This window comes from Neisseria zoodegmatis (assembly GCF_900187305.1).
GTDB lineage: Bacteria > Pseudomonadota > Gammaproteobacteria > Burkholderiales > Neisseriaceae > Neisseria > Neisseria zoodegmatis.
On record NZ_LT906434.1, the window covers coordinates 879,874 to 894,195 of the forward strand.

A 14,322-nucleotide genomic window follows, 5' to 3' on the forward strand; every position below is an offset into this window, starting at 1 on the left:
TTAACACCGATCTCAACTTGTATGGTACCGCTTAGTCCCAAAGTAACCAAGAATGCTTGCTCATGAAAGGTAAAGCGCTGGCATCGGTAGCGGTACTGTTAGTGGTTCTTCTCACATTACAAGAGTATGGCGTCTTCAATGCAACCTTCTTCAATTATTATGATCCTTACCCGGCCAACGAAAAAGGCGAATTGATTATTTACTACCGAGGTTTTATCGATGCAGTTGGTACCTAAAGGTTTGGTTGATAAAATTCCGACAGGGACGAATTCTGTTTAGACTGTTTGAAAATAAAGCTTTCAGACGGCCTGTTAGTGAAAGAACAATACCCAAGCACTGGGCGAACCGATACAGCCGGGCATCATCCGGCCCCGCAGCCAAGACGGCATCCCGTTGGTGACTGAATACCGTTACGACATCCTCGGCAACCGCACCCAAACCATCCTGCCGACGGGCGAGACCCTCAACTACCTCTACTACGGCAGCGGCCATCTGCACCACATCAACCTCGACGGCGACACCATTACCGATATCGAGCGCGACGACCTGCACCGTCCCGTATCCAGAAGCGCCGGCAAACTGCACACCCGCCTGATTTCAGACCCCTTAGGCCGTCTGAAAGAACAGCTGGTACAACTCGAAGCCACTAACGGCAAAGCCACCGAGCCGAAAGGCCTGATCAAACGCCGTTACCATTACGATACCAACGGCAATCTGGTTCAAACCGAAGACCAACACCACGGCAATAAAGACTACGCCTACGACCCGCTGGGCAGGATTACCCGTGCCGGCGACGAACGCTTCGCCTTCGATCCCGCCCACAACATCAGCGGCGACGGTGTCAAAGTAGCCGGCAACCGCCTGACCGACTACAACGGCATCCGCTATGTGTATGATCCGCTGGGCAACCTAAGCGAACGCCACAACGACGCAACGGGCGAAAGCCAGTATTACCGTTACGATGCCGACAACCAACTGACCGAAGCGCGTATCGAACAAGAGGGAAGGCCGTCTGAACACTGGCACTACCGCTACGACGCCTTAGGCAGAAGGGTGAGTAAACAGAACGCCCACAACCAAACGGAAACCCGTTTCCTATGGGAAGGCAGCCGCCTGTTACAGGAATACGGCGATAAAGCGACTTATACTTACGTCTATACCGAACAGGGAAGCTACGAACCGTTGGCGCAAATCGTTCAGACGGCCAACCGGGACGGCAGTAAAACCGACAGACAGATACTGTACTACCACAACGACCAAATCGGCATTCCGCGCGAACTGACGGATGCGGAAGGCAACATCGTTTGGCGTGGAGAATACAGCGGTTGGGGTAAACTGAATAATGCAGAGGGTGCAAACCTGAAAGAAGACGTGCATCAGCCGTTCAGGTTACAGAACCAGTATGCGGATAAAGAGACGGGGCTGCATTACAACTTCTTCCGTTATTATGATCCGCACTGTGGGCGGTTTACGCAGCAGGATCCGATTAAATTGGCTGGGGGATATGCTTTGTATAATTATTCGCTGCAGCCTATGAAATTTATTGATCCTCTTGGGTGGGTTGAATGGAAAGGTACAGCATATTCGGTATCTGCAGGGGTTTTAACTGGTACTAGATTTGAGCTAAAAACTGAATGTATAAAAGGAAAAAGAGGACATGCTACCGTTTACGCTTCAGGAGGCTCTTATGGCGTAGGAGGTATTGTTGGATCCAATGGTTCAGATGTAACATTTGAAGATAAGTTAGACCATATTGATCCTAATGTTTTTAATGGATTGTATTCTGAAGGTAGTGGAAATATTACTTTCATAAAAGGAATAGGTTTAGGAAGTACTAAACTTGGGCAAGCAGAATCTAAAGGTTTACTTACAATATATGATAGAGGGTATTCTGTTGGGTTAGCCGCGAACGGAGGGAAGTCTACTGTTACTTCCTCATACATAGAATCGTGTCAAGAAAAACCTAAAGTTAATTGTGGAAAATGCCAATATCCAAATAACTATCCAATAGAGAATTTGCCTCCAGCTCCTAATGTTTCTATTAACGAAATGATTCGAATGGTTCCCTATTATTGAATTAGATTAGAACATGTTAGAAATTTTTTTTATATTAATAATTTTATTTTTTTATTGGATTTTTTTGATTTATGTTAATGGCAAAGCTAAGAATTTAGTTGAGTCAATCAGAAAACACCCGGAATTAGATAAATTAAGTGGCTATCCCTCTAATACTTATTTTTTTTGGGAGTTTATTAGATTAGATTATAGTTTTGTTATTTTTTTGTGGAAAAATAAACAGATGCCGCAGATATTGGAATTTGATTTTAAGGAATACAGTTTAATCAGAAATCTTGCGATTTTCATAATTTGCTTAGAAGTATTTCGAGGCTTATGCATTATACTGATATTTATTTTCCATCAAAGAAATTATAATCTTTGACGTCTTATATTTATACTTTTTACCAATATAAATTAAATCATTTTTTGAAGAAATTATTCGTTAAATTTTATATAATGGATTTATTGTAAATATAACATTTTCAATTATCTCATCTATAGTGTTAGGCATTAATTTTCAATCAGTTTTTTTATTGTCAAAACACGATGAACAAAGTCTTAATACGGTACAGACTAGTTCATTGATAACAGCTCAAGGGAAAATAATCAGTGAGGTTTTTGGTGATTGTATGCAATATAATTTTGGTTCATCAGTTAAATCATTTACAGTTGTTGCAAGGTTAGATGGCTCAGGTTATGTTGAACAAACTTGGAATGATAAAAATGACGAATTTGCATTATGTGTAGAAGAAAAAATTAAAAGAAAATTTATATTTCAGCCTCCTAGAACCCCCTTTTTTACTGCTTTTGAATTTAAACTTGAAGAATAAGTGCTATCTTTGTTACTGAATAGTGTTACAACATCCTTAGCAACCGCATTCAAATCATCCTCCTATGGATGGATCAGAAGTTCAATCATCTCTATTACAGCAGTGGTATCTACTACATAACCTCGACCAATGATAAGAGATATATTTTTATCTCATAAAGATACAAACACAGGAGATAAATAATGATTAGATGTTTGCTTATAGTTTTCATATTATCTGGTTGTGGTTATGCTGAAACTAGTGAGGCGATTGCGACTTCTAAAGATTGTGAGAAAAATACTTCTTCTATAGAAGTCCTTATGAAGTGTGCTGAAAATGGCAATGTAAATAGTCAGTTTGCATTGGGTGCTCAATATATGCAAAGGATTGGAGTTAAACAAGATTTTCATAAAGCTTTCCATTGGACAAAAATAGCTGCTGATCAAGGTATTGTAGGGGCACAAATTAATTTGGGTAAATTATATGAGTTAGGATTAGGGGTAGAACAAGATTACCAAAAAGCGTTTGAGTGGACGCAAAAAGCAGCGAATAAAGGTAGCTTCATAGCATTAAACAATCTTGCTGATTATTACAATAGAGGTGTTGGGGTAGAGCGAGATGTTAAAAAGGCAACCGGTTATTATAAAATTTTGGCAGAGAAGGGAGATGCTGGGGGACAAATGAATTTAGGATTTGCTTACTTTTACGGGGTAGGGATAGAAAAAGATATCGATAAGTCCATAAAATGGATAACAAAAGCTGCAGATCAAGGCTTTGAGCCTGCAATGTTAAGTTTAGCTTCAACTTATCAAGATTTAGGAAATCAAAAAGAAGCGATCTTTTGGGCAAGGAAGGCTGTTAAACATAGTAACGGGGCTTTAGCTCAAGCAACTTTAGGCAATGTATTAGCTTTGTCCAATGACAAATTATATTATGATGAGGCTATGGAATTGTTAGATGCGGCGATGAAACGCGGTGAACCACGTGCATTTTTTTTGATGGGATCTCTTCATTCGGAGAGAAATAATATTTTTCCTTATGATGAAAGTAAGGCTTATCAATATTATTTACAAGCTGTTGAAATGAAATATGCTCCTGCTCAATATCAACTTGGTAACTGGCTTATGAAAGGGCGGTATGTACATAAAAATGAGCTAGAGGCTTTAAAACTTTATGAAGCTTCAGCTGAAGCCGGTATTCAAGAAGCGATACAGAAATTGGTTGAAATATATCATAAAGGAACATCAGACATTTCCAAGGATGAAGCTAAAGCAAAATATTGGCAAAATAAACTCATTAATGTTAGTGAATAAAGTTTGAAGGCCGTCTGAAAATATTTTCAGACGGCCTTTTGGCTTTTTAAAGTTACAACAGTTTATTCACCCATCTGTACGGCTTGAATAGCAGTCAGTGCGATGGTGTAGACGATGTCGTCTACCAATGCGCCGCGCGACAGGTCGTTTACCGGTTTGCGCAAGCCTTGCAGCATGGGACCTACGCTCAATACGTTGGCGTTGCGCTGTACGGCTTTGTAGGTGCAGTTGCCGGTATTGAGGTCGGGGAACACCAACACGGTGGCTTGGCCGGCCACTTTGCTGTCGGGGGCTTTGGATTTGGCTACGCTCGGTACGGTGGCGGCATCGTATTGCAGTGGGCCGTCCACGTCGATATCGGGGCGTTTTTCACGCACAAGGGCGGTGGCTTGGGCGACTTTTTCTACGGCGGGGCCGGCGCCGGAAGTGCCGGTAGAGTAGGAGATCATGGCTACTTTAGGCGGGATGCCGAAGGCTTTGGCGGAATCGGCCGATTGGATGGCGATGTCGGCCAGTTGTTCGGCGGTCGGCTCGGGGTTGACTGCGCAGTCGCCGTAAACCAGCACTTGGTTGGGCAGCAGCATGAAGAATACGCTGGATACCAAGCTGGCGCCGGGGGCGGTTTTGATCAGTTGCAGGGCGGGGCGGATGGTGTTGGCAGTGGTGTGTACTGCGCCGGATACCAAGCCGTCTACATGGTTTTGCGCCATCATCATGGTGCCGAGCACAACGGTGTCTTGCAGCTGCTCGCGGGCTTGTTCGGGTGTTAAGCCTTTGCTCTTGCGCAGTTCGCACATCGGCTCGACGTATTGTTCGATTAATGTGGCCGGATCAATGATTTCTAAAGAATCGGGCAGGGTGATGTGGCGCTCTTTGGCTACGGCTTCTACTTCGGCACGCGGAGCCAGCAATACGCAGCGGGCGATGCCTTTTTCATGACAGATAGCCGCGGCTTGTACGGTGCGGGGTTCTGCGCCTTCGGGCAACACGATGCGTTTGTTGGCTTTGCGGGCGGATTCCATCATGTTGACGCGGAATTGCGCGGGCGACATGCGGCCGGTTTTTTTCAGCAGCAAATCGGTGTTGCAAAGATTGTCGGTAGAGCCGAGGTAAGCCAAGCCGGTTTTTTCGGTAAGCGCTGCGCCCATGCCGGCATCTTCGCCGTCCAATACGAAGCCTGCCAATACGCCGGGGGCGGTGGCATAGGCTTGTTTGGCAATGTTCAGTTGTCCGGTCAGTTGCTCGAGTGAGTTGCCGTTGGCAACGAGGGAGAACACGACGTTGGCGTCGAGCGACAAGGCCAGCTCGATGTTTCGGGTTGACAGGAATACGCGTTCTGCATCGGGTTTGATGCCTTTGATCACGACGTTTTCGGCGTCTAAGCGGGAAACGCGGGCAACCAGCATATCCAGCCAGTCGTCGCAGCGGCCGGAGCAGAGCATGACTTCGGCTTCGCCGGTTTCATCGAGTGCACGTGACGCCGTTGCGTTGGGCAGGGCGGCGGCAACGGCTTGGGTAACGGCCCAGCCGTCTGAATGGGCGGATACGGGAACGATCAATACAGTAGCCATGTTTTGAATCCTTTTCATGGGAATGGAAAATGGAAAGTGCGGGGATTTTATCACTTTGGCGGTGCGGTTTATACCTGCTGCTTTCCGGTAAATGGTTGCCGGTGAGGGCGTGTTTGCAAATAAAAGCGAAATCAAACGCTTAGGATAACAGCGCCACCAAAACGGCTTTAATGGTGTGCATGCGGTTTTCCGCTTGGTCGAACACGACGGAAGCAGGGCTTTCGAATACTTCTTCGGTAACTTCCACGCCGTTCATGCCGAAGGCTTGGTAAATCCATTCGCCGACTTTGGTTTCGCGGTTGTGGAAGGCGGGCAGACAGTGCATGAATTTGACGTTGGGGTTGCCTGCGGCGGCCATCAGTTGGGCATTGACTTGATACGGGGTCAGCAGCTCGATGCGCTCTTTCCACACGCTTTCGGGTTCGCCCATCGAAACCCATACGTCGGTGTGGATGTAGTCTGCGCCTTTGACGGCTTCTTTCGGGTCTTCGGTGAGCGTGATGCGGGCGCCGCTGTTTTGGGCGATGCGGCGGGCGCGTTCGATCAATTCTTCAGACGGCCACAGGTCGCGGGGGGCGCCGATGCGCACGTCCATGCCCAATACGGCGCCGCCGAGCAGCAGGGAATTGCCCATGTTGAAGCGGGCGTCGCCCATGTAGGCGAAGGCGATTTCTTTCAGCGGTTTGCTGCAATGTTCGCGCATGGTGAGCATGTCGGCGAGAATTTGGGTGGGGTGGAATTCGTCGGTGAGGCCGTTGAACACGGGTACACCGGCATATTTGGCCAGCTCTTCGATGATTTGCTGGCTGTATCCGCGGTATTCGATGGCGTCGTACATGCGGCCGAGTACGCGGGCGGTGTCTTTGATGCTTTCTTTGTGGCCGATTTGGCTGCCGCCGGGTTCGAGATAGGTAACTTGTGCGCCTTGGTCGTAAGCGGCCACTTCAAAGGCGCAGCGTGTGCGGGTGGAGGTTTTTTCAAAAATCAGCGCGATATTCTTGCCTTTGAGTTTTTGTTGTTCCCGGCCGCTTTTTTTGGCGGCTTTCAATTCGGCGGAAAGGTCGAGAAGGTATTGGATTTCTTCGGGGGTAAAGTCCAGCAGTTTCAGAAAATGGCGGTTTTTGAGATTCATGTCGGATTCCTGAGGGGTGGGGTAAGGAAGGTTCAGACGGCCTGAGACAGGGTGTATCAAGGGGATAGTAATTTATTTTTTATATTCATTCAAATACCCTGTGTCGATGGTGTTTACGCCGCTTTCAAGCGATAAAGAAACGTGGTTTCGCGGCTGCGGGCGAAGGCCAGCGGGTCGGCTTCATCATCAGCTTTGCGGTGGGTGGGGCGGGTGCTGAGTATATCGACCACTTGCAGTGAGGCCGTCTGAAAACATTCGGCCAGAAAATCGGGAGAACGCAGATGCAGATGCTCGGCTAAGTCTGACATAATCAGCCATGCTTCGCCGCCGGCATTCAGATGGCCGCGCACGCCGTTGAGAAAGCCTTTAAGCATGGCGTGGCCGGGGTCGTAGAGCGCGGCTTCGATGGCGGAAGTGGGTTTGGCGGGCAGCCACGGCGGGTTACACACGATGAGGTCGGCCTTGCCTTGCGGGAATAAGTCAGCGGTTTCGATGCGGATGTTTGCCGAGAAGCCGAGGTGTTCGATATTGGCTTGGGCGCACGCTATGGCGCGGGGATTGGTGTCGGTGGCGGTAATGTCGGGGATGCCGCGGCGGGCGAGCAGGGCGGCAATCACGCCGGAACCGGTGCCGATATCGAACGCGGTTCGGCATTCAGACGGCAGCGGCGCTTGGGCGATTAAATCGAGATATTCGCCGCGCAAGGGAGAAAAGACGCCGAAAGGAACATGAGTGCGGGCGTCGAGCGCGGGTACGAACACGCCTTTTTTGTGCCATTCGTGGGCGCCGATGTAGCCGAGCAAGCGGTTGAGCGGCAGTAAAAACGGTTTGCCGTCGGGCGTGCCGTAAACGTCGGCAAGTGCTTCGGAAACATCGGGAGCGCGCGGCAAGTCAAGGGAAAAGTCTGCGCCGATTTCCACGGCCAACATATTGAGCAGACGGCTGTTTTGCGATTGGCGCATGCGGTGGCTGTGAAAGGCCGTCTGAATATCGGTATCCGGTTTGCTGTTGGGTTTGCGCAGGCGTTTTTTCATGGCGGCCAACACTTGTTTGGCGTTGTGATAATCGCCTGTCCAAACGGTGGCTGTGTTGTCGCGGGCGGTGGCCAGCACGGCGGCTGCGTTGGTTTCGCCGCTGTAAACGGCTTGTGCGGGCGGTTTTTGGGTGCTTTCGCTGCGCCATTCGAGTTCATGGCCGCGGTTGGTGGGGATGTGGATAGACATGGGTAGCCGGGAAAAAAGAAGTGCCGGCAGTGTACTATATTTTGGCGGGCGGATGCGGGCTTTGCGGGTGGATTTGTGAGGGCTGCGGGCGGTTGGATGTCGGGCTGGGATACCGCGTCACACGGTTTGATGGTTTATGGTGGTTTTCAGACGGCATGTTGGGATGTCTGATGTGTGTTTTGTTTGTGGTGGTTGGATGGGATGGCGGGCAAGGATGCCCGCCCTACGGTTTGATGATTTATGATGGTTTTCAGACGGCATGCAGGGATGCTTGATTTGTGTTTTGCTTGTTTGTGGTGGCTGGATGGGATGGCGGGCAAGGATGCCCGCCCTACGGTTTGATTATTTATGGTGGTTTTCAGACGGCATGTTGGGAGGCCTGATTTGTGTTTTGTTTGTTTGTGGTGGTTGGATGGCGGGCAAGGATGCCCGCCCTACGGTGTGATGATTTATGGTGGTTTTCAGATGGCATGTCGGGATGCCTGCCCTACATTTTTGTTGCGGTAATTTTCAGACGGCCTCTAAGGGTTTGATTTCCGCCCCGTTTTCCGTCACGGCCAAATAACCGCCGCGCACGCCGTGCCAATCGGGCAACACATAGCGGGTAACGGTTTGGCCGTGGCGGGTGTGTTGGTGGATGTTCGGTCTGTGGGTGTGGCCGTGGATGATGGCTTGGGCTTGGGGGTAGCGGTTTAAGGCCGTCTGAACGCCGTGTTCGGTCACGTCGGAAAGGGCGGTTTGCCCCATTTGCTGTTTCTTGTGTTTGCTGGCGGCGCGCAGGCGGTCGGCGATGGTGCGGCGGCGGTTTTGGGGCAGGGCGAGCAGCAGTTTTTTCAGCCACGGCTGGCGGATGATGCGGCGGAAGCGTTGGTAGGAAACGTCGTCGGTACACATTTCGTCGCCGTGGGTAATCAGGTAGCGGGTGCCGTAGAGTTCGGCGATGTGGTTGTCGGGCAGCAGAGTGATGCCTGCTTGGGCGGCGTAACGTCGGCCGAGCAGAAAATCGCGGTTGCCGCAGATGAAATACACCGGCGCGGTTTGGCTGAAGGTTTTTAATGCCGAGGCCGTCTGAACGGCGATGTCGCTCAGGATGTCGTCGCCGAGCCATACTTCAAACAGGTCGCCCAAGATATAGAGCGCGTCCACCTTGCCCTGCCAGCGGTTGAGGGATTGTAGAAACAGGCGGTTGAGTTCCGGCGTGTCGTCGGAAAGGTGTAAGTCGGCGATGAAGATGGTTTGGCGCATAGGCTGGTGTGTGGGTCGATGGGGGCGGTAAAGGCCGTCTGAAAGCGAGCTTGTGTGCTTCGCTAAAAAACGGCCTTCGGGTTTTCGTGAACCTTGTGAAGTTCGATTGGGCGAAATTCACAAGTTTGCTTTCAGACGGCCTCAGAGCAAAGCTTTGAGCATTTCTTCATACACCGCCGAGAGCTTGGGAATGTCGCTCAACAGCACGTTTTCGTTAATCTGATGGATGCTGGCGTTGCTGGGGCCCAGTTCGATCAGTTCGGCGGCGATGGCTTTGATGAAGCGGCCGTCCGACGTGCCGCCGCTGGTGGAAAGTTCGGTCTGTATTCCGCACACTTTGGCAACGGCTTCGCGGGCGATGTCGGTCAGGCGGCCTGCTTCGGTGAGAAACGGCTGCCCCGAGCACGACCATTCCAAATCGTAGCTGATGCCGTGGTTGTCGAGAATATCGTGCACGCGCTGTTTCAGGCCGATGTCGGTGGATTCGGTGGAAAAGCGGAAATTGAATTTGACGTTGAGCGTGCCGGGGATGACGTTGGTTGCACCCGTGCCGCCGTTGATGTTGGAAATCTGAAAGCCGGTGGGTGGGAAATATGCGTTGCCTTTGTCCCATTCGGCGGCGGTCAGTTCGGCCAGCGCGGGCGCAAAGGTATGTATGGGGTTCAACGCCAGATGCGGGTAGGCGATGTGGCCTTGTTTGCCTTTAACGGTAAGGTTGCCGGAAAGCGAACCGCGGCGGCCGTTTTTCACCGTGTCGCCCAGCGTTTCGACGGCGGTGGGTTCGCCGACGATGCAGTAATCAATCAATTCGCCGCGCGCTTTGAGCGCGTCCACCACTTTGGTGGTGCCGTCGTGCGCGTCGCCTTCTTCGTCGGAGGTAATCAGCAGGGCGATGCTGCCCGTGTGGTCGGGGTGTTCCGCCACAAAACGCTCGCAGGCGGTAACGAAACAGGCGATGCTGGTTTTCATATCCGCCGCGCCGCGCCCGTAAAGGCGGCCGTCGCGCTCGGTCGGCTCGAACGGCGGCGAATCCCATTTTTCAGACGGCCCCGGCGGCACTACGTCGGTATGCCCCGCGAAGCACACCACCGGCGAAGCCGTGCCGCGCCGCGCCCAGATGTTTTTGGTGTCGCCGAAGTTCATTTCTTCGACGGTAAAGCCGATTTTTTGCAGCCGTTCGGCCAAAATCTGCTGGCAGTTTTGGTCGTCGGGGGTAACGGAAGGCCGGGCGATGAGTTGCCTGGTTAAGGCGAGAGATTGGGTGTCGTTCATTTCTTCCTCTGTTTTTAGATATATCGAGGCCGTCTGAAAGCAAATTTTCAGACGGCCTCGGTGTGTTATTCGTAATAAGTAAACTTGGCGCGCTTGACGTTGCACAATAATTCGTAGGCAATCGTGCCTGCCGCTGCCGCCACTTCGTTGATGTTTACCGTATCGCCCCACAGTTCCACTTCGTCGCCGATGCCTTCGCGGGAAACGTCAAGCTCGATCGTCATCATGTCCATGGAAATGCGGCCGATCAGGCGGCTGCGGTGGGTGCCGACGGCCACGGGCGTGCCGGTGGGGGCGTGGCGCGGATAACCGTCGGCATAGCCGCAGGCGAGCAGGCCGACGCGGGTGGATTTTTGCGTATAAAACACCGCGCCGTAGCCCACGGGCGAATGCGGCTGCAACACGCGTTCGCCAAACACGCGCGTGCTCAGGCGCATCACGGGTTTCAGGCGTTCGTCGCTGCCGCCGAAAGGCGATATGCCGTAAAGCGCAATCCCCGCTCTGCCCCAGTCGCGGCGGGCTTCGGGAAAGCGCAGGATGGCGGCGGAATTGGCCAGACTTTCTTCGCCTTCCAAGCCTTCGCAGCCCAAATCGAAGGCTTCAAGCTGGATTTCTGTCATGCCGCTTTCGGGGTCGTCGGCACAGGCAAAATGGCTGAATTTCACAATTTCGGCCACGTTCGGATTCTGCTTCAAGGCGGTGTAGGCGGCGGCGTAGTTGTGCGGAAAAAAGCCGGCGCGGTGCATGCCGGAATCCATTTTCAGCCACACTTTTACGGGTGTCTGCCATTCGTGGTGCAGCAGGGCTTCAAGCTGCCATTGGCTGCATACGGCGGGCCACAGGCGGTATTGGTCGACCAGCGCATATTCTTTGGCTTCAAACACGCCTTCGAGCAGCAGAATCGGGTTTTCGATGCCGTTTTCGCGCAATTCCACCGCTTCTTCAATGGCGGCGACGGCGAAACCGTCGGCCATGTCCGCCAACGCATGTGCGCACCGCACCGCGCCGTGCCCGTAGGCATCGGCTTTGACCACCGCCAACAGTTTGTTGCCGTGGATGTTTTTCAGTGTTTGATAATTGTGGCGCAGGTTTTCGAGGCGGATTTGGGCGTTCAGCGGGCGCATGGTTCTGAGTATCCTTTGTGCGGGTTCGCAGCTGGTGTGTGAATAAGATTGATGGGCCGTATGTGTTTGTTTGGTGTGAGGCCGTCGGCGGCTTGATGTCGCTTTTCAGACGGCCTGTATGTAGGGAATGGGATTATAGGCCGATTGGCGGCGTTTTAAAATATGAGACCTTTGCAAAACTGCTATCTGCGGCGCATTTCTGTATCTGAGAGTTTTGCAAAGGTTCGCATATCTATGGCGCGGCGGATACGGTGAGGCCGTCTGAATGGGCGGTTTAGATGGCGTTGCCGTTTTGGTCTGTGTGGATGAAGCGGCCTTGCAGCAGAAACGCGGCGGCTTGGGTGGCAACGCGGCGGTCAAACAGCATGGCGGTGTGCGAAGTCGGCATCACGATGTGGTCTTTCATGCCCGGGCAGCAGGTTTCTCGGATGGTAACCGTGCCGTCGTGCCCGCCTTGAATGCCCAGCAAGCGGCCTACGCCCACGGTTTTGCTGCCCGCCAAGCTGCCCAGTTCGACACCGTCGGGCAGGGCGGGGGCGCAGCCGTCCAAAGCATCGCAATAAGATTCGCCCAGAGTAAAACGCGCCAGCCCCAGCCGTTTGATTTGTTCGGCGGTAAAGCTGCCGCGGTGGGGCGTGCCCAAAGTAACGATTCTGCCGCGAACATATTCGGGATAAGCCGCGGCGAAGTGGCGCAGCACCAACCCGCCCAGGCTGTGGCCGACAAAATGCAGCGGCTCGTTGTGAACGCGGTAGTATTGCTCGACCTGCGCTGCCAGCGCGGCGGTGTGCACGGAAACCGGATAGCGCAGGCTGCGGTAATCGAAGATGTCGGCGCTAAAACCCTGTTGCTGCATCATGCGGGCAAAAGGCCGCATCACCCAAGCGCGCATATACAGGCCGTGCAGCAGCAAAACGTGATGGGGCATAGCGGTTTGTCCTTTTTGTTTACGGTGAATCGTTATGAAGTCGGGCGCATTGCCGACGGAATATTATATCGCCGCAAAACTTGGTTGTGCCAGACGCTTGCCTGATGTAAATCCGCAGCAAAAACCGAGTATGGCAAACGGGTTTTCGCGCCATCTTTGCTTTTACTTTCCCCCTTGCTTTTAGTATGATGCGGCAACCGTATTTTGCCTTTTGATAAACCATCATGAACACCCGCCAAATCATTCTCGATACCGAAACCACCGGCCTTTATCCCAACAGCGGCGACAGATTGGTCGAGTTTGCAGGCTTGGAAATGGTCAACCGCAAGATGACCGCCAATACCCTGCATCTGTATGTACATCCCGACCGCGACATTCCCGAAGAGGCGGCGGCGGTTCACGGCATTACGCTGGAGCAGTTGGAAGAGCAAAATGCGCCCAAGTTTGAAGAAGTAGGGCGGCAGATTGCCGACTTTTTGCGCGGTGCGGAATTGATTATCCACAATGCCAAGTTTGACGTGGGCTTTCTCGATATGGAGTTCCGCCGCATGGGCTTGCCCACCATCGAAGAGCTGGGCTGCGAAGTTACCGACACGCTGGGCATGGCGCGCGAAATGTTTCCGGGGCAGAAAGCCAGCTTGGATGCGTTGTGTACCCGTTTCGATGTCGACCGCAGCAAGCGTGTGTTTCACGGCGCATTGATCGACTGCGAACTGCTCGGCGAAGTGTATTTGGCGATGACGCGCGGCCAGTTTGATTTGATGGGCGACAGCGCGTCGGAAGAGCAGGAAACGGTGAATGTGGCGGTGGAGTTCCAACGCCCCGCGTCTTTGAAAGTGGTGGCGGCCGATGCCGAAGAGCTGGCGGCGCATGAGGCGTATTTAGACGGTTTGGACAAAGCCGTGGGCGGAGCGTGTGTGTGGCGCACGGAGGCGCAGGCATGAAACGGCACATCGCCTTGATTCCCGCCGCCGGTGTCGGCGAACGCTTCGGCGCGGGCAAACCCAAGCAGTATGTGGAAATCAACGACCGCACGGTTTTGGAACACACGGTCGGCATTTTCACCGCCCATCCGGGTATCAGCCTGACTGCGGTTGTGTTGGCCCCCAACGATACCGGTTTTAGCGAAACCCGTTTTCAGACGGCCTCAGAAAAAGTAGCCGTCTTACATTGCGGCGGCGGGAGCCGTGCGGAAACCGTGAGAAACGGATTAAACGCCCTGCTGGAGCGCGGCTTGGCCGAAGCGGGCGACAATATTCTCGTGCACGACGCCGCGCGTTGCTGTTTGCCCGCCGAAGCCCTCAGCCGTCTGATTGACGAAGCGGGCGACGCCGAAGAAGGCGGCATTTTGGCTGTGCCCGTGGCCGACACGCTCAAGCAGGCCGACGAACACCGCCGCATCGCCGCCACCGTACCGCGCAACGGCTTGTGGCAGGCGCAAACGCCGCAGCTTTTTCGGGCGGGTTTATTGCAGCGTGCGCTGGAAACTTGCGATTTGAACCGCATCACCGACGAAGCCTCCGCCGTCGAAATGCTCGGCATCCGCCCCCGCTTGGTGCAAGGCGACAGCCGCAATTTGAAACTCACTTTGCCGCACGATGAATTTATCGTACGTTTGTTGTTGAAATGAATGCAGGCCGTCTGAAA

At 52.5% G+C, this 14,322-nt stretch carries 14 protein-coding genes; 7 read left to right on the forward strand and 7 right to left on the reverse strand.

The features are described 5' to 3' along the window. Nucleotides 1–62: 62 nt before the first annotated feature. The 4 genes from CKV66_RS12115 to CKV66_RS04035 all read left to right on the forward strand — a co-directional run bounded on the left by CKV66_RS12115 (nucleotide 63) and on the right by CKV66_RS04035 (nucleotide 4,180). Nucleotides 63–236, forward strand: coding sequence for a hypothetical protein (locus tag CKV66_RS12115; RefSeq protein WP_157739146.1), 174 nt, complete (start codon nucleotides 63–65; stop codon nucleotides 234–236). 160 nt (nucleotides 237–396) lie between these two features. Continuing rightward, nucleotides 397–2,076 (forward strand): RHS repeat-associated core domain-containing protein, encoded by a 1,680-nt coding sequence (locus CKV66_RS04025; RefSeq protein WP_143773826.1) that lies wholly within the window; start codon nucleotides 397–399, stop codon nucleotides 2,074–2,076. A gap of 515 nt (nucleotides 2,077–2,591) precedes the next feature. Further along, the gene (locus CKV66_RS12120) at nucleotides 2,592–2,888 is read left to right on the forward strand and encodes a hypothetical protein (RefSeq protein ID WP_157739147.1); all 297 of its coding nucleotides are present in this window, start codon (nucleotides 2,592–2,594) and stop codon (nucleotides 2,886–2,888) included. A gap of 182 nt (nucleotides 2,889–3,070) precedes the next feature. After that, nucleotides 3,071–4,180: a tetratricopeptide repeat protein gene (locus CKV66_RS04035; protein WP_085364420.1), complete on the forward strand. Its 1,110-nt coding sequence runs from the start codon at nucleotides 3,071–3,073 to the stop codon at nucleotides 4,178–4,180. A gap of 62 nt (nucleotides 4,181–4,242) precedes the next feature. Here CKV66_RS04035 and pta read toward each other — a convergent pair whose 3' ends face one another. The 3 genes from pta to CKV66_RS04050 form a co-directional block, all read right to left on the reverse strand. Next, nucleotides 4,243–5,751 carry a phosphate acetyltransferase gene (gene pta / locus CKV66_RS04040; RefSeq protein ID WP_085364421.1) on the reverse strand — a complete coding sequence of 503 codons (1,509 nt, stop codon included), beginning with the start codon at nucleotides 5,749–5,751 and terminating at the stop codon, nucleotides 4,243–4,245. A 139-nt stretch (nucleotides 5,752–5,890) separates the two neighbouring features. Beyond that, entirely contained in the window at nucleotides 5,891–6,883 is a 993-nt protein-coding gene (locus CKV66_RS04045; protein WP_085364422.1) for an ornithine carbamoyltransferase, read from the reverse strand. 113 nt (nucleotides 6,884–6,996) lie between these two features. After that, a complete protein-coding gene (locus CKV66_RS04050; protein WP_085364423.1) occupies nucleotides 6,997–8,106 on the reverse strand; it encodes a methyltransferase in 1,110 nt (369 codons plus the stop codon). Nucleotides 8,107–8,135: 29 nt separating this feature from the next. Here CKV66_RS04050 and CKV66_RS12125 point away from each other — a divergent pair, with 29 nt between their 5' ends. After that, nucleotides 8,136–8,381 carry a hypothetical protein gene (locus CKV66_RS12125; RefSeq protein ID WP_143773823.1) on the forward strand — a complete coding sequence of 82 codons (246 nt, stop codon included), beginning with the start codon at nucleotides 8,136–8,138 and terminating at the stop codon, nucleotides 8,379–8,381. 235 nt (nucleotides 8,382–8,616) lie between these two features. Here CKV66_RS12125 and CKV66_RS04055 read toward each other — a convergent pair whose 3' ends face one another. The 4 genes from CKV66_RS04055 to CKV66_RS04070 all read right to left on the reverse strand — a co-directional run bounded on the left by CKV66_RS04055 (nucleotide 8,617) and on the right by CKV66_RS04070 (nucleotide 12,675). Then, the gene (locus CKV66_RS04055; protein WP_085364424.1) at nucleotides 8,617–9,351 is read right to left on the reverse strand and encodes a UDP-2,3-diacylglucosamine diphosphatase; all 735 of its coding nucleotides are present in this window, start codon (nucleotides 9,349–9,351) and stop codon (nucleotides 8,617–8,619) included. Nucleotides 9,352–9,492: 141 nt separating this feature from the next. Beyond that, the gene (gene dapE / locus CKV66_RS04060) at nucleotides 9,493–10,623 is read right to left on the reverse strand and encodes a succinyl-diaminopimelate desuccinylase (protein WP_085364425.1); all 1,131 of its coding nucleotides are present in this window, start codon (nucleotides 10,621–10,623) and stop codon (nucleotides 9,493–9,495) included. Nucleotides 10,624–10,688: 65 nt separating this feature from the next. Then, the gene (gene alr / locus CKV66_RS04065) at nucleotides 10,689–11,747 is read right to left on the reverse strand and encodes an alanine racemase (protein WP_085364426.1); all 1,059 of its coding nucleotides are present in this window, start codon (nucleotides 11,745–11,747) and stop codon (nucleotides 10,689–10,691) included. A gap of 274 nt (nucleotides 11,748–12,021) precedes the next feature. Beyond that, the gene (locus tag CKV66_RS04070) at nucleotides 12,022–12,675 is read right to left on the reverse strand and encodes an alpha/beta fold hydrolase (protein ID WP_085364427.1); all 654 of its coding nucleotides are present in this window, start codon (nucleotides 12,673–12,675) and stop codon (nucleotides 12,022–12,024) included. Between the two features lie 224 nt (nucleotides 12,676–12,899). Between CKV66_RS04070 and dnaQ the strand changes: the two genes are divergently transcribed. Together dnaQ and ispD are read left to right on the forward strand one after the other, a co-directional pair. Beyond that, nucleotides 12,900–13,619, forward strand: a complete 720-nt coding sequence (gene dnaQ, locus CKV66_RS04075) for a DNA polymerase III subunit epsilon (protein WP_085364428.1) — start codon at nucleotides 12,900–12,902, stop codon at nucleotides 13,617–13,619. Beyond that, nucleotides 13,616–14,305, forward strand: a complete 690-nt coding sequence (gene ispD, locus CKV66_RS04080; protein WP_085364429.1) for a 2-C-methyl-D-erythritol 4-phosphate cytidylyltransferase — start codon at nucleotides 13,616–13,618, stop codon at nucleotides 14,303–14,305. Before dnaQ ends, ispD begins: the two co-directional genes overlap by 4 nt. The last annotated feature ends 17 nt before the right edge of the window (nucleotides 14,306–14,322 follow it).